Below are 25164 nucleotides of genomic sequence, written 5' to 3'. Positions count from 1 at the left end.
TGACGTCGGGAAGACCGTAGGCGAAATAGGCCGCCACCACGCCGGCGAAGACGCCGATCCAGATGGCCGCGACCAAGGCCCAGCTCAGCAGGCGGCCGACCCAGCCGCCGCGGGGCGGCGGGCGGCGGGCAGCGGGGCGCCCGCCCCGCCCCGCCGGCCGGCGCGGCGGCGGGGAGCGCGGCGGCTCGTCGGGCGGGCCGCCGCCGGGAAGGCGGATGCGGAACGCGGGCCGCCGGCGGACGGGCTCACGGCTGCGGATGGGCCGGGGGCCCGGCAGCAGGTCGTTCGGTCGGTCCGACGTCACGGATGCGCTCACGCTGTGTCTGTTGGGTCTCTGTCGGGTCTCTGCCGGCGGTGCGGCGGGACGATGCCCAACCGCAGGTATACGCCGCCGCGCCGGCGCGGCAAAAGGGCCGGGCGGCGCCGCCGCGGGATTTGCCGCGCCGACGTTGCGAAAGGGTGACTCACCCCGTCTCGGCGCCGGTCAGCCCGTATTTGCGCAGATAGCCGCGCAGCTGGTGGTAGCTGAGGCCGAGGGCGCGCGCCGTCTGGCGCTGGTTGAAGCGGTGGCGGGCCAGGGCGTCCCGCAGCAGCCCCACCTCGAACGCCCGCACGCGGTCGAGGAAGCCGCCCCCGGCCGACGGCCCGGCGTCCGCCGCCGCCTCTGCCGCCGCCACTGCCGCCGACTCCCCAGCCGCCGACTCCCCTGCCGCCGGCTCCCCCGCGGCCGGCGCGCCGTCGCCGGGCGGCGGCGCGGCCGGGCGGTGCGGGGAGGCGAAGGGATCGAGAAGGACCGCCGCCACCGGCTCGTCCGGGTCCGTGGCGGCCACCGACCGCTCGACGGCGTTGCGCAGCTCGCGCACGTTGCCGGGCCAGGGGTGGGCGAGCAGCGCCGCCGCCGCCGCCGCCGTGAAGCCGGGGAACAGGGCGCGCCCCAGCTCCCGCACCATGCCCAGGGCGAAGTGGTCGGCCAGCACCGGGACGTCCTCCGGCCGGTGGCGCAGGGGCGGCAGGGTGATGACGTCGAACGCCAGACGGTCCAGCAGGTCGGCCCGGAAGCGGCCGGCCGCGGCGAGGGCCGGCAGGTCGGCGTTGGTGGCGCCGACCACCCGCACGTCGACCGTCAGGGTGCGCCCGCCGACCCGTTCGATCTCGCCGTACTCCACCGCGCGCAGCAGCTTCTCCTGCACGGCCGGGCTGGCGGTGGCGATCTCGTCCAGGAACAGCGTGCCGCCGTCGGCCTGCTCGAGGCGCCCGACCTGCCGGCGCACGGCGCCGGTGAAGGCGCCGGCCTCGTGCCCGAACAGCTCGGAATCGAGCAGGGTCTCCGGCAGCGCCGCGCAGTTCACCTTGACGAACGGCCGGTCCCAGCGCCGCGACAGATAGTGCAGGCGGGCGGCCACCAGCTCCTTGCCGGTGCCACGCTCGCCGATCACCAGCAGCGGCCGCTCCAGCGGCGCCACCCGCGACACGTGCTGCAGCATGGCGAGGAACGCCGGCGCTTCGCCGAGCAGCGGCGGCAAGGCCGACGGGCTGGGATTGGACATGGCGGATTCGGCGATGATGTGGCGAAAACGGCGATGACTCGGTCGAATCAGCTAAGGCATCCCGGCCCGGCGGTCAAGCCGGAACCGGCGAAAGGGCGGGATTCCGCGGCCCTTCGGCCGCTGGCACGGCGGTTGCTTGGTCATGGGGCAAAGGAGACCGTGCATGACCGACGACAGCTACACCCGCTACCACCGCACCACCCGCACCGGGTCGGCCACGATCCGCCGCGTCCGCGCGTACCTCATGAGCCGGCCGTCGGAATCCTGGATGTTCTTCTTCGCCGGCGTCGTCGCCGGCGCTCTCCTGGGCTGACCCCGTCCGCGCATCCGAGGAAAAGCAGACAATGAGCATCTTTTCGCGCCTGACCGACATCGTCCAGTCCAACCTCAACGCGCTGCTCGACCGCGCCGAGGAGCCGGAGAAGCTGATCCGCCTCATCATCCAGGAGATGGAGGACACGCTGGTCGAGGTGCGCTCCTCCACCGTCAAGATCATCGCCGAGAAGAAGGAGATCGAGCGCCGGGTCGGCGAGCTCCACCGCGAGCGCGACGAGTGGGAACGCAAGGCCGAGATCGCCCTCACCCGCGACCGCGAGGACCTCGCCAAGGGGGCGCTGTCGGCCAGGGCCAAGGTGGCCGAGCAGGCCGAGGCGCTGGCCCGCCAGCTCGCCCAGGTGGACGAGGCGCTGGACAAGGCCAACGACGACATCGCCCGCCTGCAGGCCAAGCTGACCGACGCCAAGACCCGCGAGAAGGCGCTGGTCGCGCGGTCCCAGAACGCGGCCAACCGCGTCAAGGTGCGCGAGAAGCTGAACGACGGCCGCATCGAGGACGCGCTGGCCCGCTTCGAGCAGGTGGAGCGCAACCTCGACGAGCTGGAGGGCCGGGTCGAGGCCTACGACGTCGGCCGCAAGAAGTCGCTGTCGGAGGAGATCGCCGAGCTCGAGGCCGAGCACAAGGTGGACGAGGAGCTGGCCGCCCTGAAGGCCCGCATCGCCGCCCGCAAGGCCGGCTGACCCGCGCGTTCCGGTTCCCCGCCCCGCCGCGCGCCGGCGCGGCCGGGGGCCGGACCCTCCAAGCAGCGATTCCCAACAAGAAACGAAAGGGCTGACCCGTGATGAGCGGCTTCGGGTTCGTGCTGGCGGTGCTGTTCCTGGTGGTGGTGGCACCCCTGTGGATCGTGTTCCACTACCTCACCCGCTGGCGGTCGAACCGCGGCCTGTCGGCGCAGGACGAGCGCCTGCTGGCCGAGCTGTGGGACACCGCCAACCGCATGGAAGGCCGCATCCACGCGCTGGAGCGCGTGCTCGACGCCGAGGCGCCGGGCTGGCGCGCGAAGATCTGAGCCGCGTCGCCCGGTCCACACCACTCCGCTTAGACAGAGGCACCGATGTCCCGTCCATCGCCGTTCGATTCCCCCAACCCGCACCGTCTCTACCGCAACCCGCAGCGCGGCTATCTCGGTGGGGTGTGCGCCGGCATCGGCGACTATTTCGGGATCGACCCGTTCCTCGTGCGCCTCGCCGTCGTCGTCGGCATGTTCGTCTTCACGCCGCTGGTGCTGGCCGCTTACGTCGTGGCGGCGGTGGCCCTGCCGACCCGCCCGCCCGAGCTCTACCGCACCCCGGACGAGGAGGTGTTCTGGCGCTCCGTCGCCACCAAGCCCGACCGCACCCTGGCGGGCCTGGCGCAGCGCTTCCGCGACTTCGAGAAGCGGATCGGCGCCATGGAGACCTACGTCACCTCCAAGGAGCACGCCCTCAACCGGGCGATCCGCGACCTCGACCGCTGAAGGGACCGCTGAAGGGACCGCTGAGCAGACCGCCGAGGGCGCCCCGCTCAGCGGCGGCGCCGCCGCCGGTCCTCGCGGCTGCGGATGCGGATGGGCAGGCGCTTCGCTTCGCCCGCGTGCATCGCGGTGATCACACCGAGCGCCAGGGCAACCGTCACGACGATGAGATCCATGTCCATGTGTCGATCCTCCTGAGCCTATAACGCCGGTGAACCGAAAGCGTCGGGAGAAGCGCACCACGCAATGGAGGTACTCTCATCCTTCCCGACGCGCAGCCCCCTGGATGTAGAAGCCCTTGTGCTCGGGAAAGCGCGCGTACACCTTGTCCCGCGCCTTGCGTTCGTCGAGCGCCCAGACCAGGAAGCGGCGGCCGCGCCGCCACGTCTCCAGGACCGCGGGATCGAGGTCGGGCTGCACCCGCCGGGCGTAGTCCGGGTTGGCGACGCGCACCACCCAGGTGAGGTCGCTCGGCGTTCGGCGGTCGTCCAGCACGTAGAGCCGGCGGTCGATGCCGTTGCTGGCCAGCAGGCGCCCTTCCAGCTCGCCGCAGGCCGCCTCGAGATCGCGCTGGCGGCGCTCGGCCTCGCGGATCTCGCGGGCCAGGCCGAGCGTGGTGCGGGCGGCGCGGCGGATGCGGTCGACCTGCGCCTGGCGGCGCACCGCCGCCTTCGCCACCGTCTCCTCGGCGTCGCGCAGGCGCTGGAACGCCTGCTTGAGGGAGAACCCCAGGCAGAACAGCGCGACCACGGCGGCGAAGATGTAGGCCAGCATCGCGCCCCTCCTCCCCTCACGACGCCGCCTTGAGCGCCACGCCGACCTCGTGGAGCCGCACCACCTTGTAGCCGAAGGAGGGCGGATAGCGCCGCTCCACCTCGCGGCGCGCCTCCTGGAGGCCGGGCGCCCACACCTCCACCGCCTGCGGCTGCGCCCAGCTGGGGTCGACCGGCACGCTGGAGGAGGCGCCGACGCCGACGTAGCGGTTGATCACCTCGGCGTGGAAACGGGAATGGCCCACCATCTCCTCGCCGATCAGCCGGAACACCGGATCGCCGCCGCGGGTCGCCTCGGCGAGGCGGCGGTCGAGCTGCTGGCGGCGCAGCAGCACGTCCTGGGTCCGCGCGTCGATCGCCTTGAGGGCGGCGGTCCGCTCGCCGCGCCGCGCCTCCAGCCGCTGTTCGAGGCGGGCCCGGCGGGCCAGCGTGTCGCGGATGCCGACCAAGCCGTGCCGGCGCTCGATGCGCCGCGTCCCCACCACCACCACGGCCTTGGCGATTCCGAACGCCACGGCCGAGAAGGACAGGGCCATCACCAACGCCGTCGTGAAGGTCTGCCACATGCCGGACCCCGCCCGCGCGACCGCCGCGCGTCAACTATCACCAAAGTCGTACCGCTAATTGCGCGCCATCGCAACCGTGCCGAGTCGCATAGGCCCCTTGCGGAACCTCCGCCGGATCGCCCGGTTGGCAGGCGAACCGGGCCGTTGCCCGGCGACCGCGCGACGACGAAGGAGGACACTATGCGGCGCATTCTTCTGCTGACGACGGCCATCCTGACGCTGGGCGGTGCTGGCGCCGCCCTGGCCGACCAGGGCGGCGCGGCGGCCGGCCGGGCGGGCCAGGCGACGGCGCAGCCCCAGGCGCCCGGCACCGCCGGCGGCATGCCCGGCGACATGGCGGCCCTGCAGGGCCTGCTCGGCCGCACGGTGACCGGCAGCGACGGCCGCTCGCTCGGCACGCTCTCCGACATCGTGCTCGACCAGGAGACCGAACGGGCCAACGTGGCGGTGATCGACACCGGGGCGGCCGACGGCACCGGCGACAAGCTGATCGCCGTCGACTACACCCTGCTCGACGTCGCCGGCGACACGGTCACCGCCCGCACGGTCACCCGCGACCAGGTCGCGGCGATGCCCGCCTTCGAGTACGGCGAGAACATGGTCTCGCTGGGCGACAAGGGCGGGGCCAAGCGGGCCCAGTAAGGAAAACCGCCGCCGGCGCGGAGCGGACCGGCACCGCCGGGCGGAACACGAGCGTGGCCGTGTCGTTTACAAGGCGGCGGACCGCCCGACCGGTCGCCGCCCGCCCCGCCTTGCCCCGCCCGGAGGACGACGACCGTGGCCTGCCGCCCCCGCCGCCGCCCGCATCCCAGGACCGCCGCCGCCGGGGCCGCCCTGTCGCTGGCCGTGCCGCTGGCCGGCTGCGGCGGATCGCAGTCGGCCCTCGCCCCCGCCGGTGCCGACGCCCGCGCCATTTTCGAGATCGGCCAGGTCCTGTTCGTCGGCGGCGGCGCCATCTTCGTCGGCGTCATGGGCCTGGTGCTCTACGCCGTGCTGGTCCGGCCGGAACGCTTCCGCGGCGGCATCGGCTGGATCCTCGGCGGCGGGCTGGTCTTCCCGATCGTCGTCCTGTTCGCCCTCCAGGTCTACGAGTTCGCGGTGACCCGCCGCCTCGTCGCCGCCGGGGAGCCGGTCGACCTGCGCATCGAGGTGACCGGCTACATGTGGTGGTGGGACGTCCGCTACGCCGGCCCCGGCGGCACCTTCCGCACCGCCAACGAGATCGTCGTGCCGGCCGGCCGGCGGGTCGAGTTCGTGCTGACCACCGCCGACGTCATCCACAGCTTCTGGATGCCGACCCTGGCCGGCAAGCTCGACATGATCCCCGGCCACACCAACCGCTTCAGCCTGGTCGCCGAGACGCCCGGCGTCTACCGCGGCCAGTGCGCCGAGTACTGCGGCGCCCAGCACGCGCTGATGGCGTTCGACGTCGTCGTGCTGGAGCCCGCCGCCTTCGCCGCCTGGGCCGAGCGCACGGCGCGGCCGGCGGCGGAGCCGGCGGACGATTTCGGGCGGGCGGGACGCGCCGCCTTCCTGGAGGCCGGCTGCGGCGCCTGCCACACGGTGCGCGGCACGCCGGCCGACGGCACCTCGGGCCCCGACCTCACCCACGTCGGCGGCCGCCTCACCATCGGTGCCGGCATGTTCCCCAACGGCGCCGGCGCGCTCGCCGGCTGGATCGCCAGCGCCCAGCACCTGAAGCCGGAGAACCGCATGCCCTCCTTCGACGTCTTCGACGGGGTCACGCTGCGCGCCATCGCCGCCTACCTCGCGGGGCTGAAATGAGCGCCGTCCGCGACGAACGGGGCCACGATCTGCCGCCGCCGGGCATGCCGCTCAACCCCTCCCCCCGGCCGCCCGGCGAACTCGAGCGGCTGCGGCGGATCTGGCAGAATCCGACGGGCTGGCGCGTCTTCTCCGTCGTCAACAACACCTACATCGGCGTCCTCTACATCGGCACGGCGCTGCTGTTCTTCGTGCTGGCCGGCGTCCTGGCGCTGGTCATGCGGACCCAGCTGGCGGTGCCGGAGAACGACCTGCTGGGCCACCAGACCTACAACCAGTTCTTCACCGTGCACGGCACGGCGATGATGTTCCTGTTCGCCGTCCCGGTGATGGAGGCGTTCGGGGTCTACCTCCTGCCCGGCATTCTGGGGGCGCGCGACCTGCCCTTCCCGCGCCTGTCGGCCTACGCGTTCTGGGCCTATTTCGTCGGCGGCCTCGCCTTCTTCGCCTCGCTGCTGGTCCAGTTGGCGCCCGAGGGCGGCTGGTTCATGTACCCGCCCCTCACCTCCTACCTCTACTCCCCCGGGGAGAACACGGACTTCTGGCTGCTCGGCATCGGCTTCATCGAGATCTCGGCGATCGCCGGCGCGGTCGAGATGGCCGTCGGCGTCTTCCGCACCCGGGCGCCGGGCATGTCGCTGGACAAGATGCCGGTCTACGCCTGGTCGCTGCTGGTGCTGGCGGGCATGATCGTCTTCGCCTTTCCCGCGGTCATCATGGCGACCGCGCTGCTGGAGCTGGAGCGCGCCTTCCACTGGCCCTTCTTCATCGCCGAGAAGGGCGGCGACCCGCTGCTGTGGCAGCACCTGTTCTGGTTCTTCGGCCATCCCGAGGTCTACATCATCTTCCTGCCGGCCGCCGGACTGGTGTCGATGATGGTGCCGGCGCTCGCCCGCCACACCCTGGTGGGGCACCGCTGGATCGTGCTGGCGGTGGTGGGCACCGGCTTCATCAGCTTCGGGCTGTGGGTGCACCACATGTTCGCCACCGGCATCCCCGCCCTGTCGCTGGCCTTCTTCTCCGCCGCCAGCATGGCCGTGTCGATCCCCAGCGGCATCCAGGTCTTCGCCTGGATCGCCACCTTCGGCAAGGGCGTCATCCGCTGGACCGTGCCGACCCTGTTCGTGCTGGGATTCCTCTTCATCTTCGTGCTCGGCGGCCTCACCGGGGTGATGGTGGCGGTCATCCCCTTCGACTGGCAGGTGCACGACAGCTACTTCGTGGTGGCGCACTTCCACTACGTGCTGATCGGCGGCATGGTGTTCCCGCTGTTCGCCGCCCTCTACTACTGGTGGCCGACCCTGAACGGCGAGCCGCTGTCGCACCGGCTCGGCGTGTGGGCGTTCTGGCTGATGTTCGCCGGCTTCAACATCGCCTTCTTCCCCATGCACCTGACCGGGCTGCTCGGCATGCCGCGGCGGGTCTACACCTATCCCACCGGCCTCGGCTGGGACTGGCTCAACCTGATCTCCACCGCCGGCTCGTTCGTGCTGGCGGCCGGGGTGGTGCTGGTGCTCATCGACATGGCCCGGCGCTTCCGCATGGGCGGTAAGGTCAACGCCAACCCGTGGGACGCCGCGACCCTGGAGTGGCTGCCCCTCGACAACTACGCCGCCCGCTCGATCCCCCGCGTCGACAGCCTCTACCCGCTGTGGGACCAGCCGGGCCTGGCGGACGAGGTGGACCGCGGCCAGCACTTCCTGCCCGACGCCCCGACGGGCGGGCGCGAGACCATCATCACCAGCCCGGTCGACGCCAAGCCCCAGTACGTCATGCGCATCCCCGGGCCGAGCTGGGCCGCCCCCGCCGCGGCGGTGGCGACGGCGGTGCATTTCCTGCTGCTGACCTTCAAGCTGGTGATCCCGGCGGCGGCGGCCGGCGTCGTCGCGATCCTGGCGATCTGCGTCTGGCTGTGGCGCGGCTCCGACCACGGCGAGGACGAGCGGCCGGTCGACGTCGGCGGCGGCATCCGCCTGCCGGTCGGCGCCCACGGCCCGATGTCCCATTCCTGGTGGGCGCTGGTGGTGCTGATGCTGGTCGATGCCGCCGCCTTCGTGTCGCTGCTGTGGGCCTACTTCTTCCTGTGGACGGTCAGCCCCGACGTGTGGCCGGCCGACGGCGCCCGCGTCGCCCCCCTGTGGTGGCTCGGCGCCGGCCTCGCCCTGTGGGCGGCGGCGAGCGCCGCCCTCGTCTGGGCCGGCCGCGCCCTGGGCCGGAACGGGCACGGGACGGTGCGGGCCGCCCTGCTGGCCGGCCTCGTGCTGATGGCCGCCGCCTTCGCCGCCAGCCTCTACCCGCACTGGCGGGTGGCGGGGCTGGTCCCCTCGGAGGACGCCTACGCCGCCATCGTCTTCGCCATCCTGTGCTGGCAGGGCTTCCACGTCGGCGTGCTGACGGTGATGGCGCTCTACACGCTGGCGCGCTCGGCCTGCGGCCTGCTGCACGCCCGGCGCCGCCTGACGTTCGACAACACCATGCTGCTCTGGCACTACATGGCGGGACAGGGGATCACGGCGCTGCTGGTGCTCCACCTGTTCCCCCGCGCCGCCGGGTAGGGGGGCCCATGCGATCGCGACGCTTCGCCGGCCTGCTGGCCGGCATGATGGCCGGGTTGCTGATCTGGGCCGCCCACCTCGCCGTCGTCTACGCCTTCACCGCGCTGGGTTGCGCACGCGGCTTCGCCGGGGCGACCCTGTTCGGCATCGGCCTGGTGCCCGCCGGGGTCGCCCTGGCGACCCTGCTGGCGCTGGCCGCCGCCGGCCTTGTCGCCGTGCGGGCCTGGCGCGGCCCCTGGCCGGCGGCGGGCGCCTCCGGCGAGGCCGGCGGCTTCGTGCGCTGGATGACGGCGGCCTTCGCCGGCCTGTCGTGGTTGGCGATCCTGTGGATCGGCCTGCCGGCGCTGCAGGTCCCGGCGTGCGGCTGAACGCGCGAGCACGAGCTTGGGAATTCTCGGCGGACTCCGCTGTTGCATGGGGGAGAGCGACATCCGAACCGGGAGTTTGACCATGTCCGTGAAGACCCTGCTGACCGCCGCCGCCACCGCCGCCCTGCTGAGCGCCGCGCCGGCGCTGGCCCAGACGACGCTCGATCCGGCGGCGCCGACGGTGGCCCCCTCGGCGGCTCCCTCGGCCGGCATGGCGGCCGGCGGCGATCTCGACCCCATGCTGATGCAGCAGCGCATCGACGACCTCGAGGACGCCGACGTCTACGGCGCCGACGGCAAGGAGATCGGCGAGATCGAGGAGATCGTCCGCCGCGACGGCCAGCTCTACGCCGTCTTCGACGCCGACGAGTTCCTCGACACCAGCGACCGCGACTTCGCCATTCCGCTCGACCACTTCCGCTATGTGAACGAGCGCCTGACCCTGCCGCTGACGGAGGAGCAGGTCGACGCGCTCCAGGAGTTCAAGAAGGGCGACTTCGAGGACTACGCCGAGGAGCACGACATGACCGTCGGCGACCTCTACGGCGCCCGCTGATACGGCGCCCGCTGAGCCGCACCGCCGCCGGCGCCCCGCCCTTGGGCATAGGACTGCCGGCCTAGACCCAATTGACGGCGCCTTACCCGCTTTGGAGCGCTGATCGACGGGGCCGCCGGTGGTATGGATGGGTGCGGGGACTGCCAGCGGGACTCCTCCGGCAGGGGCGGCCCCGCACGAAACGGCCGGACAAAACCGGCCGTTTCGCGTTTTCCGGGGCGTTCCCGGGACGACGGCGCCGCCCGGCGCGCCGTCGGCAAGGACCAGGGAGGACCCATGAGGCAGGCTGCCGTCACCGCCCCATCCACCAGGCTCCGGCCGCGTACGGAGGAGGCCGCTCCGGCCCTCGCCGAACGGTTCCGCCAGGTGCGCGACACCACCGAGGCGTTGGCCCGCGATCTCACGGCGGAGGACCAGACGGTCCAGCCCATGCCGGACGCCAGCCCGGCCAAATGGCACCGCGCCCACACCACCTGGTTCTTCGAGACCTTCGTCCTCGGCCCGCACGCCGCCGGCTACCGGCCGTTCGACCCCGACTACGCCTACCTCTTCAATTCCTATTACGAGGCCGCCGGTCCGCGCCACGCCCGGCCGCGGCGCGGCATGATCACCCGGCCCGGCATCGCCGCGATCGCCGCCTACCGCGCCCACGTCGACGCGGCGATGCTGCGCTTCCTGGAGGACGCCGACCGCGCAGCGCCGCTCGTCCCGCTGGTCACGCTCGGCCTCGCCCACGAGGAGCAGCACCAGGAGCTGCTGCTGATGGACATCCTGTCGCTGTTCGCCGAGAACCCGCTGCGGCCGGCCTACCGCACGGACCGGCCGGAGCCGCCCGCGGCCGGGGGTGCCGGCCGCTGGCTGGCCTTCGACGGCGGCGTCCGCCGCATCGGCCACGGCGGCGACGGCTTCGCCTTCGACAACGAGGGGCCGCGCCACGAGGTGCTGCTGCAGCCGTTCCGCCTGTTCTCGCGGCCGGTGACCAACGGCGCCTGGAAGGCGTTCATCGCCGACGGCGGCTACGCCACGCCGACGCTGTGGCTGTCCGACGGCTGGGCCGCGGTGCAGGCCCAGGACTGGACCGCCCCCGGCTATTGGCGCCAGCGCGACGGCGTCTGGCACGTCATGACGCTGGGCGGCGAGGTGCCGGTGGCCGACGACGCCCCGGTGTGCCACGTCAGCCTCTACGAGGCCGACGCCTTCGCCCGCTGGGCCGGCGCGCGCCTGCCCACCGAGGCGGAGTGGGAGGTGGCGGCGGCCGGCCTGCCGGCGGTCGGCAACACGCTGGGCCGCGGCCACCTGCACCCGGTGCCCGACGCCGCCGCGGACGATGGGCGCCCGGTGCAGATGTTCGGCGACGTCTGGGAATGGACCGCCAGCGCCTACGCCCGCTACCCCGGCTTCCGCCCGGCCGCCGGCGCCGTCGGCGAGTACAACGGCAAGTTCATGGCCAACCAGTTCGTCCTGCGCGGCGGCTGTTGCGTCACGCCGGACGGCCATGCGCGGGCCACCTACCGCAACTTCTTCTACCCGCACCAGCGCTGGATGTTCGCCGGCCTGCGCCTGGCGGAGGACGCGTGATGGACGGCTTCGTTCCCGCCCCCGCCGCCGGCTTCCTGAGCGACGTGCTGGACGGCCTGGCGCGGCCGCACAAGGCGCTGCCCAGCAAGTACTTCTACGACCGCCGCGGCTCCGCCCTGTTCGACGCGATCTGCGAGCTGGAGGAGTACTATCCCACCCGCACCGAGATGGCGCTGCTGCGCCGCCACGCCGCCGACGTCGCCGCCTTCGCCGGCCCGGCGGCGACGGTGGTCGAGCTGGGCAGCGGCTCCAGCGTCAAGGTCCGCCTGCTGCTCGACGCGCTGGAGGCGCCGGCCGCCTACGTGCCGGTCGACATCTCCCACGACCACATGGTGGCCGCCGCGGCGCGCCTGGCCGAGGACTATCCCGGCCTGGCGGTCACCCCGGTGACGGCCGACTACGCCGCCGGCTTCACCCTGCCCGGGGGCGTGGCGCCGCAGCGCACCCTGGCCTTCTTTCCCGGCTCCACCATCGGCAACTTCACGCCACCCGAGGCGGGCGCCTTCCTGGAGCGCCTCGGCCGCCGGCTGGGCGCCGGCAGCCGCCTCGTCATCGGCGTCGACCGCAGGAAGGACCGCGCCGTGCTGGAGGCCGCCTACGACGACGCCCGCGGCGTCACCGCCGCCTTCAACCTGAACCTGCTGGCCCGCATCAACCGGGAGCTGGACGGCACCTTCGATCTCGACGGCTTCGCCCACCGCGCCGTCTACGACGAGGAGCGCGGCCGCATCGAGATGCACCTGGTCAGCCGCCGCGCCCAGACCGCCACCGTCGCCGGACAGCCCGTGCGCTTCGCCGCGGGCGAGAGCATCCTCACCGAGATCTCGTGCAAGTACGCGGTGCACGAGTTCCGCGCCCTCGCCGAGGCCGCGGGCTGGCGGACGTGCTGCGTGTGGACCGACGCGCAGGCGCTGTTCGCCGTCTACGCCCTGGTCTGGGAGGATGGGGTCCGGGAGAACGGGGTCCGGGCGGACGGGTGACCGGGTCCCGGGCCGCCCCTCAGCCTTCGCGGTGGCGGTCGGCGATCGGCCGGGCGTACTGCAGCTCGATGTCCCAGGGGAAGTGGATCCAGGTGTCCTGGCTCACCTCGGTGATGAAGGTGTCGACCAGCGGCCGGCCCGCCGGCTTGGCGTAGATGGTGGCGAAATGCGCCTTGGGCAGCATGGCGCGCACCACGTGGGCCGTCTTGCCCGTGTCGACGAGGTCGTCGATGATCAGCCAGCCCTCCCCTTCGCCTTCCACGCCCTTCAGCACGCGGGCGTCGCGCTGCTGCTGGTGGTCGTAGGTGGACACGCAGATCGTGTCGATCAGGCGGATCTCCAGCTCGCGGGCGATGATCGCCGCGGGCACCAGCCCGCCGCGGGTGACGGCGACGATGCCCTTCCACGGCCCCTTGTCGATGAGGCGCCAGGCCAGCGCCTTGGCGTTGCGGTGCAACTCTTCCCACGAGACCGGGAAATGACGGTTGAAGGGGATGTTTTCGGCCACGATCCAGCACTCCGGAAACCAGTGGGCCGCCTTATAGCCGAAGCGCCGCACCGCGTCCATCGGCCGCCGTCATTTTCTGCCCCGGGCCCACCGGAAAAGGCTTGCGCCCGTCCGGCCCTTTGAGTAACGTGCCGGCCTCCGACGGGGACGCCCCCGGCGGACGTGAAAGACAGCGCGCCCGTAGCTCAGCTGGATAGAGCACCAGACTACGAATCTGGGGGTCAGGAGTTCGAATCTCTTCGGGCGCGCCACTTTCCCTCCCCTGAAATCGCTCCCCTGAAAATCGATGGTTCGCCAGGCGCCGGCCGAATGGTCGGGCGCCGTCGTCGCGTTCGCTTGGGTCCACGGCGGCAGGCCTGCGCGCAGCTCGGTGCGATCCCCGACGCCCCCGGGCCCGCCATTCCGCGGCCTCATCAGCCGGCGGCCGAGACGGCGCGCTCGTCCCGAGGGTGGCTCCGGCGCAACCGCGCCATGTCCCGGGACGGCGGCAGACCAAATTGCCGGGCGTACTCCCGGCTGAACTGGTTGGGGCTTTCATAGCCGACATCGAAGGCGACGGCGGTGGTGTTGCCTTCGCCGGCCATCAGCAGCGACCGCGCATGCAACAGGCGGACACGCTTCTGATACTGGAGCGGGCTCAACGCCGTCACCGCCTTGAAATGGCGGTGGAAAGCGGAAACGCTGAGGGCCGCCATCCCCGCCAGGGCCTCGACACGCAGAGGCTCGGTGAAGTTCTCCCTGATCCACCGGATGGTGACGCCGATCCGCGAAAGAGCGGTGTCGGGGGTCGCAATGTCACGCAGCATCCAGCCGAGCGGCCCCTGCAGCACGCGGAAGAGAATTTCGCGCTCGTAGGCCGGAGCAAGGGCGGCGACTTCGTTCGGACGCTCCATCAGGCGCAGCATGCGAAGCCAGGCGTCAAGCAGCTCCGGGGTGACCGGCGCGACCGAGAAGCCGGGGCTGTAGAGCTCGCCTCCGGCAGGTTTGGGCAGGTCCGCCAGCAGATTGGCGACGATCGGCGGCTCCAGCGTCAGGCTGATCGCCAGATAGGGGGCTCCGTCATCGGAGGGATGCACGCTGCCGACCGCCGGCAGGTCGACCGACATCACGAAATAGGTTGCCGGATCATAGCGGAACGTGCGGTCGCCGACCGCCATCGTCTTCGATCCCGTCAAGATCAGGTTCACCATGGGATCGTAGACGGCGGCAAGCTGATGCTCGGGAATCCGTCCCTGCACCATGGCGACGCGCGGAATACCGGTCTCGGTCCGACGGTTCTCCGCCCGGGACGCCAATCGCCTGAGTTCCTGAAGCTCCGTGTCCATCGGCATCGTTGTTCCACAGGGGCCGTCAGCCGATCAACGGGAAAGCAGGAACAGGCAAGATCCGAAGAGGATCGTGCGAGCGGCGGCGCGGGCTTCGCGGCTATGACTTGCTCATGCCATCGAAGGAACGCGAAATGAGCATCGTCATCATCACCGGCGGCAGCCGCAGCCGCGGCGCGAGCGCCGCGATCCGGTGCGCCAGGCCCGGCATGGGCGTCATCCTCACCGACAACGGCAACAGGGAAGCGGCGGCGAGGCCGTCAGCGCGATCGCGGCCGGCGCGAGCGGGATCCATCCACCCGGGCCGCAGCTTGACGACGATCCCCGCGACGACACGGCGCAAGTCCGGGACCTGGACGGCCACGGCCTCGAACTCGTCTGCAAGGGTTGGCAGCATGGGCAGCATGGAAGGTGACGCGACGGCCGCCGGCACCCTGCGCGCGGCGGCAGATGCCCTGATCGCCGCGACCAACGCCTTCGACGCCGACACCGCGGTGACCTTGTTCGCGCCGGATGCAGTGATCGACGACCCATCGACCGGCCACCGCTTCGATGGTCATGCCGGCATCCGCGCGTACATCGAGAGGTATTTCGTCGGCCATCGCACGGTCACCCGCATCCTCTCGATCGACCGCATCGGCGACGGCCAAGCGCGCGTGCGGGTCGATTTCACGGGGGACTTCGGTCACGAGATCGGCCGTCTGGACATCTCCATCGATGCCGACGGGCTGATCGTCCGCATCGACGCCGATCTCGAGTGACCCGACCAGGAAAGCAGCATCGGCATGAAAACACTGATGATCTATGGCGCCACCGGCTACACCGGTCGCATGGCCGCCCAGCACGCAAGGGCCGCTGGCCTTCCGCTCGTCCTCGCGGGCCGAACGGCCGACCCCCTTGCCGAACTCGCTGCCGCGCTCGGGGTGGACCACCGGGTCTTCGGCCTCGACGAGGACAGTGCCATCGACGCGGCGCTCTCGGACGTCTCGGTCCTCCTCAACTGCGCCGGTCCTTACATGCGCACCGCCGGGCCGCTCATGCGGGCGGCCATCCGCAACGGCGTCCATTACCTCGACACGGCCGCCGAACTGGACAGCTATCGTCTGGCGGAACGGTGGGATGCCGCGGCCGAGGCCGCCGGCGTCATGCTGCTGCCGGGAAGCGGCGGAAGCGTCGCGATGCTCGGCTGCCTTGCCGGCCACACGGCGGGCCGCGTCGAGACACCGCGAAGGATCGCCGTCGCGCTGCATGTCTCCGGCTCGCTGTCGCGCGGTTCGGCGATCAGCGCGCGCGAGAACATCTCGACGGAAACGCTGGTCCGCAAGGACGGAAGGCTGGTCGCTCGCGGCGCCCATCATCTGGTTCCGTTCGACTTCGGGCATGGGCCGGTCCCCTGCGTCCCCGTGACGCTGCCCGACGTCATCACCATCGGCCGGACGACCGGCGTACCCGATGTCGAAACCTTCGTGCACGTCCCGGGGAACGCGTTCCCGCAAGGGGATCTCTCGGCACTTCCCGACGGGCCGACCGCGGAGGAGCGGGATGCCAACCGGTATCTCGCCGCGGCGGAGGTCGCCGGAGCCGACGGCACCCTCGTCCGTTCGGTGCTCGACACGGTGAACGGATACACGTTCACGCCGCTGGCCGCGGCCGAGGCGGCACGGCGCGTGCTCGCCGACGACGTCCGTGCCGGTTTCCAGACGCCGGCCGGCCTGTTCGGCAACGGTTTCGCCGAGACCATCGCCGACACGCGCATCGTCGATTCAGGGGAGGCATCATGCTGATCGATCACATCGAGATTCCGGTGACCGATCCCGACGCGGCTCGGCTGTTCTACGAGGCGGCCCTCGCGCCGCTCGGCGTGACGTGCGTCCTGTCGGTTGCCGCCAGGCACTCGGCCGGCCGCCCCCCGCGCCATGGAATGGGGCGCGACGGCTATCCGTGTCTCTGGCTGCACGGCGGTGAGGCCGTGCGGGGCGGACTGCACATCGCCTTTGCCGCGCCCGACCGGGCGACGGTCGATGCCTGCCACGCGGCGGCCCTCGTCGCCGGCGGGCGGGACAACGGCCCGCCCGGTGTCCGTACCCGCTATCACCCGACCTACTACGCAGCCTACGTGCTCGACGCCGACGGCAACAACATCGAGATCGTCTGCCAGGCCGGGTGATCGCCGCCGCACGGGATGACGAACGCGTCGTGTTCGTCTTCACCGGGCGCTGCCGGCCAAACCCGCCCATGCTGACCGGCGGGCCGAGAGGAACTCGAACTCTTCCAGGGGAGGGCTGCAGCGCCGCCGCGGTTGCCGTCGTCACCCGGTGCGGCGCGCCACCTTCCCCCTTCGGACCGACGGGCCGGCCTCCCCCTATAGCTCCAGGGTCCAGGTCTGCCCGACGAGGTCGGCGCCGAAGGAGCGGTGGCGTTCCTCCTGCACCAGGCGGAACCCGGCGGCCTGGTAGATGCGCCACGCCGACACCAGGATGTCGTTGGTCCACAGGGTCAGCGTCCGGTAGCCGCGCTCGCGGGCGAAGGCGATGCACTCCTCCACCAGCCGGCGGCCGATGCCGAGGCCGCGGGCCGACCGCTCGACGTAGAGCAGGCGCAGCTTGGCGACCTCGTCGCTGTGGCGCACCAGGAAGACGCTGCCGACCACCGCACCGTCGCGCTCGGCGATCCAGGCGCGCTCGCGCTGCGGATCGAAGCCGCGCAGGAACTGGGCGAGGATCTCGGCGACCAGCGCCTCGAAGCTGTCGTCCCAGCCGTACTCCTCGGCGTAGAGGACCGCCTGGCGGTGGACGACCCAGCCGATGTCGCCGGGCCGGTGGGGGCGCAGCAGGAACGGCGGGTCGTCCGCCGGGCCTTCGTCGAGCAGGCGCTGCACCGTGCCCATCGCCGCCACCAGCCGCGCCCGGTCGGCCGCCGGCAGCCGCCCGAGCAGGGCGGCGACCTCGTCGTGGGAGGCCCGGTTCAGCGGCGCGAAGGCGGCGTGGCCCGCCGGGGTCAGCGCCAGCACCGTCTGCCGCCCGTCGTCGGGGGCCGGCGTCCGGGTCAGCAGCCCCTGCCCCTCGAAGCCCTTGAGGATGCGGCTGAGGTAGCCGGCGTCGAGGCCCAGCTCGCGGCCCAGGCCGCTGGCGGTGAGGCCGTCGCGGTGGGCCAGCTCGTAGAGGACGCGGGCCTGGGCCAGGGTGAACGGGCTCTTCAGCAGCCCCTCGTCGAGCACGCCGATCTGGCGCGTGTAGAACCGCGTGAACGACCGCACCGCCGCGATCTGCTCGTCCGACGCCTTGCCCTCGTCCGCCATGGTGACCTCCCCGTCCCGTCGCACGAAGGGTCGGACAAAAACTTGACGGAGTCAACCAAATCCCGTGGCGGAGATCCCGCAGCGGACATCCCATGACCGACGCTACGGCTCGGTCGGCTGGCTGCCGGTGCGGTTCTCGGCGTAGCGGCAGAGCACCGACGGCAGCGCCGGCAGCCATCCCGCCCGCCGGCGGTCCCAGGCCTCGTAGGTCGGCGCCCAGGCGTCGGCGTCGTCCAGCGAGCCGAGGAACAGTTCGATCTCGTCCGTTCCCTCCTCGCGGTAGAACACCGGCGACCCGCAGGCCTGGCAGAAATGGCGCCGCCCCCGCTCCGACGAGCGGTAGACGGCGACGGGGCCGCCGACGATCCGCACCTGGTCGCGGGCGAACACGGCGAACGCGTTGAAGGGCGTTCCGTGGCGTTTGCGACATGTGGCGCAGTGGCACAGGCCGACGCGGCGCGGTTCGCCCAGCGCCTCGACGCGGACGGCGCCGCAGGCGCAGCCGCCGCTGCGCGGCGGCCCGGCCGCGGGATGGTTGGCGGGATCGGTGATGCCCATGGTCTCCTCCTCTCCGGCGTGTCGGATAAACACCCGGCGAAGCGGTTGGATGCACGGTCGAATCGGCCGATCGGCCTAACCAATCCACGCAGGCCCGCGTGGCGTATACCGGAGTGCCGGTTGGCAATCCCGGAAGGGCGGGCTAGTCTCCGCCACCGCCGAAGCCTCGTCTACCACTGCCGACGGGATCCCGATGTCTCGAACCAGCACCCGCTGGATTGGCGGCCTGGCCGCCCTGTTCCTGTTCCTCCTGTCCCTTGCCGGCTCGGCAACGCCGGCCCCGGCGCAGGTGCCCGGCCTGCCCTCGCCCGCCGCCCCGGCCGCGGAGGAGCCCGCCGCGCCGGCCGATCCCGGCGTCCTCCAGATCGAAGCGATGATCAAGACGCTGGAGGACCCCGTCGCCCGCGAACGGCTGGTGGAACAGCTCCGCCTCCTGCTGGCAGCCCGCGCCGCGCCGGAGGCGGCGGCCGAGCAAGCGCAGGCGGCGGTGCCGCTGCCCGAGACGCTGGGGGGGCGCATCCTTGCCTTCCTGGCCCAGCGGCTCGACCTGCTGAGCGGCCAGATCGTCGCCATCACCGCCGCCTTCTCCGACCTTCCCTCGGTCGTCGACTGGCTGCAGCGGCAAGGCACCGACCCGTCGGCGCGCGACCGCTGGGTCGAGCTGGCGGGCGAGCTGATCCTGATCGTCGCCGCCGGCCTGGTGCTGCAGAGCTTCACGCGCTGGCTGCTGCTGCGTCCGCGCCGCGCCATCGAGGGGCGGCACTACGGCGTGCCGCTCGCCCGCCTTCCCTTCCTGTTCCTGCGCACCCTGCTGGAGCTGGCGCCCATCGTCGCCTTCGCCATGCTCGGCTACGGGCTGCTCACCGTCAGCGCCCCGGCGCCGCGGGTGCGGCTGGTGGCGCTGGCCTTCATCAACGCCACGGTGATCTTCCAGGTGGCGATGGTGGTCGCCAGCTTCGCCTTCGCGCCGACGGCGCCGGGGCTGCGGCTGCTGCGCATGCGCGACGAGACCGCCGCCTACGCCTACATCTGGATGCGCCGGCTGTTCGCCGTCGGCGTCTACGGCTATTTCCTGGCCGAAGGCGCCTACGTGCTGGGGCTGCCGCTCGGCGCCTACGGGGCGGTGCTGAAGCTGCTCGGCCTGATCATCGCCGCCATGCTGATCGTGCTGATCCTGCAGAACCGCACGGCGGTGGCCGACTGGCTGCGCGGCAACCCGCTGTCGGGCGGCGATCCCGCCGCCGCCGCCGAGCGCGAGGCCGAGGGCGGCCGCGCCGTGCTCCGCTCCGCCCGGCGCCGCTTCGCCGACGTCTGGCACGTGCTGGCGATCCTCTACGTGATCGTCGCGTTCGGCGCCTGGATGCTGAACGTCTACGAAGGGTTCGAATACCTGGCGCGGGCGACGGTCATCACCCTGCTGGTGCTGGTGGCGACCCGCCTGCTGGTCACCGCCGTCGACCGCCTGCTGCGCCGCGGCTTCCGGGTGTCGCCGGAATGGCGCGAGCAGTTCCCCGGACTGGAGGAGCGCGCCAACCGCTACGTGCCGATCCTGCACACCGTGCTGAAGTCGACGATCTGGACGATCGCCGTCATCTCGCTGCTCGACGCCTGGGGCATCGACGCCGTCGCCTGGCTGTCGACGCCCGTGGGGCAGCGCGTGCTGGCCAGCACGGTGACGATCGCCCTGGTCCTGGTCGGCGCCATCGTCGCCTGGGAGATGGTGAGCGCGGCGATCGAGCACTACCTGCTGCCGCGCGAGGCGCGCGGCACCCGCATCGAGCGCTCGGCCCGCACCCGCACCCTGCTGCCGCTGCTGCGCAACGCCTTCCTGGTGCTGCTGGTGATCGTCGTCGGGCTGATCGTCCTGTCGGAGCTGGGCGTCAACATCGCGCCGCTGCTGGCCGGTGCCGGCGTCGTCGGCCTGGCCATCGGCTTCGGCTCGCAGACCCTGGTCAAGGACGTCATCACCGGCCTCTTCATCCTCTTCGAGGACACCATCTCGGTCGGCGACGTGGTCGAGGTGGCCGGCCATTCCGGCGTGGTCGAGGCCATCTCCATCCGCACCATCCGCCTGCGCGACCTGGCGGGCAGCGTCCATTCCATTCCCTTCAGCGCCGTCACCACCATCAAGAACCTGACGAAGGACTTCTCCTACGCCGTGTTCGACGTCAGCGTCAGCTACCGCGACGACGCCGACCACGTCATCGAGGTGCTGAAGCAGGTGGGCGCCGAGATCCAGCAGATCCCGGATTTCCGCTACGACATCCTGGAGCCGCTGGAGATCCTCGGCGTCGACTCCTTCGCCGCCTCCTCCGTCGTCGTCAAGGCCCGCTTCAAGACCCGGCCGAGCAAGCAGTGGAACGTCATGCGCGCCTTCAACAAGCACATGAAGAAGCGCTTCGAGGAGGCGGGGATCACCATCCCCTTCCCCCACGTCAACCTGGTGCTGGACCGCGACAACCGGCCCCTCCCCACCACGGTGCTGCCGGACCCGGCCGGGGACGCCGCCGCGGCGCAGCAACCCGACCGCGAGGCGGCGGCGACGGAGCCTCAGGTCACCCGCGCCGTCCGGTGACGGGGGTCGAGCAGGTCGCGCAGCCCGTCGCCCAGCAGGTTGAGCCCGAGCACCGCCACGGCGATGGCCGCTCCCGGGAAGACCGCCTGCAGCGGGCTGGTGAACAGGTGGGTCTGGGCATCGCCCAGCATCCGCCCCCAGCTCGGCGCCGGCGGCTGCACGCCGAGGCCGAGGTAGCTCAGCGCCGCCTCGTTGAGGATGGCGACGGCGAACAGGATGGTGGCCTGCACGGCCACCACCCCGGCGACGTTGGGCAGCACGTGCACCAGCGTCACCGAGGCCGGGCCGCGGCCCAGCGCCAGGGCGGCGCGCACGAACTCGCGCCGCCACACCGCGCGGGCGGCGCCGCGGGTCACCCGCGCCAGCACGGCGACGTTGAACAGGCCGAGCGCCAGGACGGCGCCGGGTTCCCCCGGCCCCAGCAGGGCCGCCAGCAGGATCGCCGTCAGCACGGCGGGGAAGGCGAACAGCAGGTCGGCGGCGCGCGCCACCGCCTCGTCCCGCCAGCCGGGCCAGGCCGCCGCGGCGAGACCGAGCGGCACGCCGGCGGCGAGGCCGAGCGCCACCGCCGCCCCCGCCACCGCCAGGGAATGGCGCGCCCCCACCATCAGCATGGACAGCACGTCGCGGCCGAAATGGTCGGTCCCCAGCCAGTGTCCCGGCCCCGGCGGGCGGAGGCGGGCGGCGATGCGGATGCGCCCGGGGTCGTCGGGCGTCCACACCAGCGACAGGGCGGCGACCGCCGCCACCAGCGCCGTCAGCGCCAGCCCAGCGGTCAGGCTGGGCGGCCAGCGCCGCCGGCCGGCGGCGGCCGTCCTCACGCCCGGCTCCGCGGCCGTGGGTCGAGGGCGGCGTGGGCCACGTCGACAAGGGCGCTGACGGCGACGACGAAGACCGCCAGCAGGACCACCACGTCGCGCACCACCACGAGGTCGCGCTGACCGACCGCCTGATAGACCAGCCGCCCCAGGCCGGGGAGCTGGAACACGTTCTCCACCACCACGGCACCCGCCACCAGGAAGGCGAACTGCAAGCCGAGCACGGTCGCCACCGGCACCAGGGCGTTGGGCAGGACGTGGCGGACCATGACGGCGGCGTGTCCCAGGCCCTTGGCGCGGGCGGTGCGCACGAAGTCCTCGCGCAGCGTGTCGAGCAGGGCGGCGCGGGCCACCCGCGCCAGGATCGCCGCCTCCGGCAGGGCCAGCGCCACCGCCGGCAGCAGCAGCGCCGTCGCCGCCGGGCCGACGCCGGCCCGCCAGCCGGGAAAGCCGCCCGACGGCAGCCAGCCCAGCCCGACCGAGAAGACGAGGATCAGCACGATGGCGAACCAGAAGCTGGGCACGGCGACGCCGAGCTGGCCGAACGCCATCACCGCCCAGTCCCCCGGCCGCTCGTGGCGGGACGCCGCCAGCAGGCCGAGCGGCAGCGCCAGCACGGTCGACAGCGCCAGGGCGCCGAGCGCCAGCGGCACGGTGACGACCAGCCGCTCGGCCACCAGCTCGGCCACCGGGCGATGGTAGGTGAGGCTGGTGCCGAGCTCGCCGGCGGCCAGCCCGGCGACCCAGGCGGCGTAGCGCACCGGCGCCGGCCGGTCGAGGCCGAGCTCGGCGCGCAGCGCCGCCAGCGTGTCGGGTCGCGCCTCGGCGCCCAGCATCAGGAGGGCCGGGTCGCCGGGCACCACCTCCAGCACCACGAACACCGCCACCGTGGCGAGCCATGCGGTGAGGACGAGCGACAGCAGGCGGCGGACGACGAAGACGATCAACGGCCGGACCCCGTGCGGAGGGAAGCCCGCGTCACTCCGCCCAGTGGACCGCGGTGACGTCGTTGGCCTGCAGGGGACGGTTGGCCCAGGTGCCGCGCACCCCGGCCTTCTCCACGGTGACGACCGGCAGCTGGAACAGGAAGTCGTTCGCCGCGTCCTCGGCGAGGATGCGCTGCGCCAGCCCGTAGAGCTCGCGGCGGCGCCCCTCGTCGAGCGTGCGCTCCAGCTCGGCCGTCACCGCGTCGAAGCGCTCGCTGCGGTAGCCGAAGTAGTAGTCGGGCCGGGCGTAGATGTCGATGTCCAGCGGCTCGGTGTGGGCGATCACCGTGAGGTCGAAGTCCTTGCCGCGGAACACCCGCTCCAGCCAGGGCGCCCATTCCACGTTCTGGATGGCGACGCGGACGCCGACCTCGGCGAGCATGGCGGCGATCAGCTCGCCGGAGCGGCGGGCGTAGGCGGGCGGCGGCAGCACCAGGGTGGCGTCGAAGCCGTCGGGGTAGCCGGCTTCGGCCAGCAGCGTCCGCGCCTTCTGCGGGTCGTAGGGGTAGAGGCCGGTCAGATCGACGTAGCCGGCGCGGTGCGGCGCGAAGTGGCTGCCGATCGGCGTGGCGAGGCCGTAGGTGACGCCCTCGACCAAGGCCTTGCGGTCGATGGCGTGGGCCAGCGCCCGGCGCACCCGGACGTCGGCGAAGGGCTTGCGGGCGTTGTTGACGGCCATCAGCGTCTCGCCCTCGCCGGTGCCCACCGTCACCCGGAACGACGGATCGTTACGGAAGCGGTCCAACGCTTCGTAGGAGCTGAACTGGGGAAAGCTGTCGATGTCGCCCGCCATCAGCGCCGCGACCTGCGCGGCGGGATCGGAAACGAACCGGAACGAGACGCGGTCGAGCGCCGGCGGGGGCCCGTCGTAGTCGGGGTTGCGCACCAGCTCGACGCGGTCGCCGGCGGCCCAGCGGTCGAAGCGGAAGGGACCGGTGCCCACCGGGTGCTGCTTGTTGCCGGCGGCACTCTCCGGCGCCACGATGACCGCGTCGCCCTGGGCCATGTGGAAGAGGAACAGCCCGTCGGGCCGCTTGAGGCGCACCACCACGGTCTGCGGGTCGGGCGTCTCGACGGCGTCGATGGAGGCGAAATAGCCCTTCTGGGCGTTGACCGAGTCCGGCCCGCGGGCGCGGTCGAAGGTGAACTTGACGTCGCCGGAGTCGGCGGTGGTCCCGTCATGGAAGCGCGCGCCGGGGCGCAGCCGGAAGGTGTAGGCGAGGCCGTCCTCGGAGACGCTCCACTCCTGGGCCAGCGCGTAGACGAGCTGGCCGTCGGCGTCGACGCGCAGCAGCGGCTCGAAGACGTTGGCGTAGACCACCTCGTCGATGGCGCCGGCGGCGCCGGCCGTGGGGTCGAGGTGCGGCGGCTCGAGGTGCATGCCGACCACCAGATCCTTGCGCGGCTCGGCCGCGGCGGGCCCGCCCGCCAGCGCCACCAGCGCCGCCAGCGCCGCCGCGGCCACCCCGCGCGCCGCCCGCGCGCCGAACCTCCCACCCCGCATGCCGATCCCCTCCCCTCCTGCCGGTTGGCGCGGATGATGCGGCGCGCAGGGCGGGAGTTCAAGGCCGGAGGGCTGCGGCAGGATAGCGTTCTCGATATCCGGGAGAGGACCCGAGCCCGTCGGCCAGATAGACGCCGCGCGCCGCCGCCCGCGCCACCACGTCGGCGGCGAGCGCACCGAGGCGGAGCAGATGATAGGGGCGCGGCTCCGGCAGCGGCCGCGTCGCGGTGGCCAGCACGAACAGGGTGTCGCCGTCGAAGGGCGTGTGCACCGGCCGGATCGCCCGGGCCAGCCCGTCGTGGGCCATGGTGGCGACGCGCAGCGCCTCCGCCCGCGTCAGCTCGGCGTTGACCGCCACCACGCCGATCGTGGTGTTCCCGCCGGCCGCCGCGTCGGCGGTCGGCGGCGGCAGGCCGAGGTCGTCTCCCGCCGGGCCGGTGGGAAGCGGCTGGCCGCCGAGCTCGCCCTCCCGCTCCAGCGCCCACGCCCACATCGTCGCCTGCCCCGGCATGACCAGGGAGCCGTACGGGTTGGCGGCGATCAGCGCGCCGACCTGCAGCCCCTCGCCGGTCACCACGGAGGCGCTGCCCAGCCCGCCCTTGAGGTCGCCCGCCTTGGCGCCGAGTCCGGCGCCGGCGTTGCCGAGCCCGATCTCCGGGCCGGCGCCCTCGCAGGCGGCCGCGGCCAGGGCGGCGTAGGGCGGCCGGTCGCCCCACCCCTTGTCGCCGCCGTTCAGCAGATCGAACAGGACCGCGGCCGGCACGATCGGCACGCGGACGCTGCCGACGGCGAACCCCCGCCCCCGCGCGGCGAGCCAGCGCATGGCCCCCTGCGCCGCCTCCAGGCCGAAGGCGGAGCCGCCGGACAGCACCACGGCGTCCACGGCCTGGACGAGGCAGGTGGGATCGAGCGCGTCCGTCTCACGGGTGCCGGGCGCGCCGCCGCGCACGTCGACGGCGGCCAGGGCCGGCCGGTCGGGCAGCACGACGGTCACGCCGCTGCGCACCCGGTGGTCCTCGGCGTTGCCGACCCGGATGCCGTCGACGTCGGTGATGAGGTTGCGCGGCCCGGTCCGGATCACGCCGCCCATGACGG

At 72.7% G+C, this 25164-nt stretch carries 27 protein-coding genes and 1 tRNA gene; 16 read left to right on the top strand and 12 right to left on the bottom strand.

Annotated elements, in window-relative coordinates:
* Positions 1–464: 464 nt before the first annotated feature.
* A complete protein-coding gene (pspF, locus tag ACSBPG_RS02290; protein ID WP_435535473.1) occupies positions 465–1547 on the bottom strand; it encodes a phage shock protein operon transcriptional activator in 1083 nt (360 codons plus the stop codon).
* A gap of 163 nt (positions 1548–1710) precedes the next feature.
* On the opposite strand from pspF, the gene ACSBPG_RS02285 reads away from it, so the two are divergent.
* The 4 genes from ACSBPG_RS02285 to pspC all read left to right on the top strand — a co-directional run bounded on the left by ACSBPG_RS02285 (position 1711) and on the right by pspC (position 3339).
* On the top strand, positions 1711–1860 hold the full coding sequence (locus ACSBPG_RS02285; protein WP_435535472.1) for a hypothetical protein: 150 nt from the start codon (positions 1711–1713) through the stop codon (positions 1858–1860).
* 31 nt (positions 1861–1891) lie between these two features.
* Positions 1892–2563 carry a phage shock protein PspA gene (gene pspA / locus ACSBPG_RS02280; protein WP_435535471.1) on the top strand — a complete coding sequence of 224 codons (672 nt, stop codon included), beginning with the start codon at positions 1892–1894 and terminating at the stop codon, positions 2561–2563.
* Positions 2564–2664: 101 nt separating this feature from the next.
* Complete coding sequence (gene pspB, locus ACSBPG_RS02275) at positions 2665–2892, top strand: envelope stress response membrane protein PspB (RefSeq protein ID WP_435535470.1); 228 nt, start codon at positions 2665–2667, stop codon at positions 2890–2892.
* A 45-nt stretch (positions 2893–2937) separates the two neighbouring features.
* Positions 2938–3339 (top strand): envelope stress response membrane protein PspC, encoded by a 402-nt coding sequence (gene pspC / locus ACSBPG_RS02270; RefSeq protein WP_435535469.1) that lies wholly within the window; start codon positions 2938–2940, stop codon positions 3337–3339.
* A 47-nt stretch (positions 3340–3386) separates the two neighbouring features.
* Here the strand turns inward: pspC and ACSBPG_RS02265 are convergent, their stop codons facing one another.
* From ACSBPG_RS02265 to ACSBPG_RS02255, 3 genes are all read right to left on the bottom strand, one after another.
* Positions 3387–3518: a hypothetical protein gene (locus ACSBPG_RS02265; protein WP_435535468.1), complete on the bottom strand. Its 132-nt coding sequence runs from the start codon at positions 3516–3518 to the stop codon at positions 3387–3389.
* 76 nt (positions 3519–3594) lie between these two features.
* Complete coding sequence (locus tag ACSBPG_RS02260) at positions 3595–4110, bottom strand: hypothetical protein (RefSeq protein WP_435535467.1); 516 nt, start codon at positions 4108–4110, stop codon at positions 3595–3597.
* A 16-nt stretch (positions 4111–4126) separates the two neighbouring features.
* Positions 4127–4675 carry a hypothetical protein gene (locus tag ACSBPG_RS02255; protein ID WP_435535466.1) on the bottom strand — a complete coding sequence of 183 codons (549 nt, stop codon included), beginning with the start codon at positions 4673–4675 and terminating at the stop codon, positions 4127–4129.
* Positions 4676–4855: 180 nt separating this feature from the next.
* Between ACSBPG_RS02255 and ACSBPG_RS02250 the strand changes: the two genes are divergently transcribed.
* The 7 genes from ACSBPG_RS02250 (at position 4856) to egtD (ending at position 12497) form a co-directional block, all read left to right on the top strand.
* Complete coding sequence (locus tag ACSBPG_RS02250) at positions 4856–5317, top strand: PRC-barrel domain-containing protein (protein WP_435535465.1); 462 nt, start codon at positions 4856–4858, stop codon at positions 5315–5317.
* 135 nt (positions 5318–5452) lie between these two features.
* Positions 5453–6460: a cytochrome c oxidase subunit II gene (coxB, locus tag ACSBPG_RS02245; RefSeq protein ID WP_435535464.1), complete on the top strand. Its 1008-nt coding sequence runs from the start codon at positions 5453–5455 to the stop codon at positions 6458–6460.
* Entirely contained in the window at positions 6457–9015 is a 2559-nt protein-coding gene (gene ctaD / locus ACSBPG_RS02240; RefSeq protein ID WP_435535463.1) for a cytochrome c oxidase subunit I, read from the top strand. The genes coxB and ctaD overlap by 4 nt, the downstream gene beginning before the upstream one ends.
* Before the next feature lie 8 nt (positions 9016–9023).
* Positions 9024–9383, top strand: a complete 360-nt coding sequence (locus tag ACSBPG_RS02235) for a hypothetical protein (RefSeq protein ID WP_435535462.1) — start codon at positions 9024–9026, stop codon at positions 9381–9383.
* A gap of 82 nt (positions 9384–9465) precedes the next feature.
* Positions 9466–9939 (top strand): PRC-barrel domain-containing protein, encoded by a 474-nt coding sequence (locus tag ACSBPG_RS02230; RefSeq protein ID WP_435535461.1) that lies wholly within the window; start codon positions 9466–9468, stop codon positions 9937–9939.
* Between the two features lie 276 nt (positions 9940–10215).
* A complete protein-coding gene (egtB, locus tag ACSBPG_RS02225) occupies positions 10216–11517 on the top strand; it encodes an ergothioneine biosynthesis protein EgtB (protein WP_435535460.1) in 1302 nt (433 codons plus the stop codon).
* Positions 11517–12497, top strand: coding sequence for an L-histidine N(alpha)-methyltransferase (egtD, locus tag ACSBPG_RS02220; protein WP_435535459.1), 981 nt, complete (start codon positions 11517–11519; stop codon positions 12495–12497). The genes egtB and egtD overlap by 1 nt, the downstream gene beginning before the upstream one ends.
* 19 nt (positions 12498–12516) lie before the next feature.
* Here the strand turns inward: egtD and gpt are convergent, their stop codons facing one another.
* Positions 12517–13005 carry a xanthine phosphoribosyltransferase gene (gene gpt / locus ACSBPG_RS02215; protein WP_435535458.1) on the bottom strand — a complete coding sequence of 163 codons (489 nt, stop codon included), beginning with the start codon at positions 13003–13005 and terminating at the stop codon, positions 12517–12519.
* Positions 13006–13179: 174 nt separating this feature from the next.
* Here gpt and ACSBPG_RS02210 point away from each other — a divergent pair.
* Positions 13180–13256: transfer RNA gene (locus ACSBPG_RS02210), tRNA-Arg, on the top strand.
* 162 nt (positions 13257–13418) lie between these two features.
* Here ACSBPG_RS02210 and ACSBPG_RS02205 read toward each other — a convergent pair.
* Positions 13419–14330 (bottom strand): AraC family transcriptional regulator N-terminal domain-containing protein, encoded by a 912-nt coding sequence (locus ACSBPG_RS02205; protein WP_435535457.1) that lies wholly within the window; start codon positions 14328–14330, stop codon positions 13419–13421.
* A 134-nt stretch (positions 14331–14464) separates the two neighbouring features.
* Between ACSBPG_RS02205 and ACSBPG_RS02200 the strand changes: the two genes are divergently transcribed.
* From ACSBPG_RS02200 to ACSBPG_RS02190, 3 genes are read left to right on the top strand one after another with little or no spacing between them, the layout of a single operon-like run.
* The gene (locus ACSBPG_RS02200) at positions 14465–15091 is read left to right on the top strand and encodes a nuclear transport factor 2 family protein (protein ID WP_435535456.1); all 627 of its coding nucleotides are present in this window, start codon (positions 14465–14467) and stop codon (positions 15089–15091) included.
* 24 nt (positions 15092–15115) lie between these two features.
* A complete protein-coding gene (locus tag ACSBPG_RS02195; protein ID WP_435535455.1) occupies positions 15116–16114 on the top strand; it encodes a saccharopine dehydrogenase family protein in 999 nt (332 codons plus the stop codon).
* Entirely contained in the window at positions 16108–16497 is a 390-nt protein-coding gene (locus ACSBPG_RS02190) for a VOC family protein (RefSeq protein ID WP_435535454.1), read from the top strand. The genes ACSBPG_RS02195 and ACSBPG_RS02190 overlap by 7 nt, the downstream gene beginning before the upstream one ends.
* 195 nt (positions 16498–16692) lie before the next feature.
* On the opposite strand, the gene ACSBPG_RS02185 is transcribed toward ACSBPG_RS02190, so the two are convergent.
* Together ACSBPG_RS02185 and ACSBPG_RS02180 are read right to left on the bottom strand one after the other, a co-directional pair.
* Entirely contained in the window at positions 16693–17628 is a 936-nt protein-coding gene (locus ACSBPG_RS02185; RefSeq protein WP_435535453.1) for a bifunctional helix-turn-helix transcriptional regulator/GNAT family N-acetyltransferase, read from the bottom strand.
* Positions 17629–17730: 102 nt separating this feature from the next.
* Complete coding sequence (locus ACSBPG_RS02180; RefSeq protein WP_435535452.1) at positions 17731–18186, bottom strand: GFA family protein; 456 nt, start codon at positions 18184–18186, stop codon at positions 17731–17733.
* 193 nt (positions 18187–18379) lie between these two features.
* Between ACSBPG_RS02180 and ACSBPG_RS02175 the strand changes: the two genes are divergently transcribed.
* Complete coding sequence (locus ACSBPG_RS02175) at positions 18380–20761, top strand: mechanosensitive ion channel domain-containing protein (RefSeq protein WP_435535451.1); 2382 nt, start codon at positions 18380–18382, stop codon at positions 20759–20761.
* On the opposite strand, the gene ACSBPG_RS02170 is transcribed toward ACSBPG_RS02175, so the two are convergent.
* The 4 genes from ACSBPG_RS02170 to ACSBPG_RS02155 are packed head-to-tail and all read right to left on the bottom strand — an operon-like array spanning position 20737 to position 25159.
* Positions 20737–21582, bottom strand: coding sequence for an ABC transporter permease (locus ACSBPG_RS02170; RefSeq protein WP_435535450.1), 846 nt, complete (start codon positions 21580–21582; stop codon positions 20737–20739). The genes ACSBPG_RS02175 and ACSBPG_RS02170 overlap by 25 nt on opposite strands.
* A complete protein-coding gene (locus ACSBPG_RS02165; protein ID WP_435535449.1) occupies positions 21579–22526 on the bottom strand; it encodes an ABC transporter permease in 948 nt (315 codons plus the stop codon). Before ACSBPG_RS02165 ends, ACSBPG_RS02170 begins: the two co-directional genes overlap by 4 nt.
* A gap of 31 nt (positions 22527–22557) precedes the next feature.
* Positions 22558–24069: an ABC transporter substrate-binding protein gene (locus ACSBPG_RS02160; protein WP_435535448.1), complete on the bottom strand. Its 1512-nt coding sequence runs from the start codon at positions 24067–24069 to the stop codon at positions 22558–22560.
* 58 nt (positions 24070–24127) lie between these two features.
* Complete coding sequence (locus ACSBPG_RS02155) at positions 24128–25159, bottom strand: P1 family peptidase (RefSeq protein ID WP_435535447.1); 1032 nt, start codon at positions 25157–25159, stop codon at positions 24128–24130.
* Positions 25160–25164 lie beyond the last annotated feature (5 nt).

Source organism: Azospirillum sp. ST 5-10 (genome assembly GCF_051225715.1).
GTDB lineage: Bacteria > Pseudomonadota > Alphaproteobacteria > Azospirillales > Azospirillaceae > Azospirillum.
The sequence above is the reverse complement of the archived record's forward strand: the minus strand, read 5'-3'. Positions and strand labels throughout refer to the sequence as shown.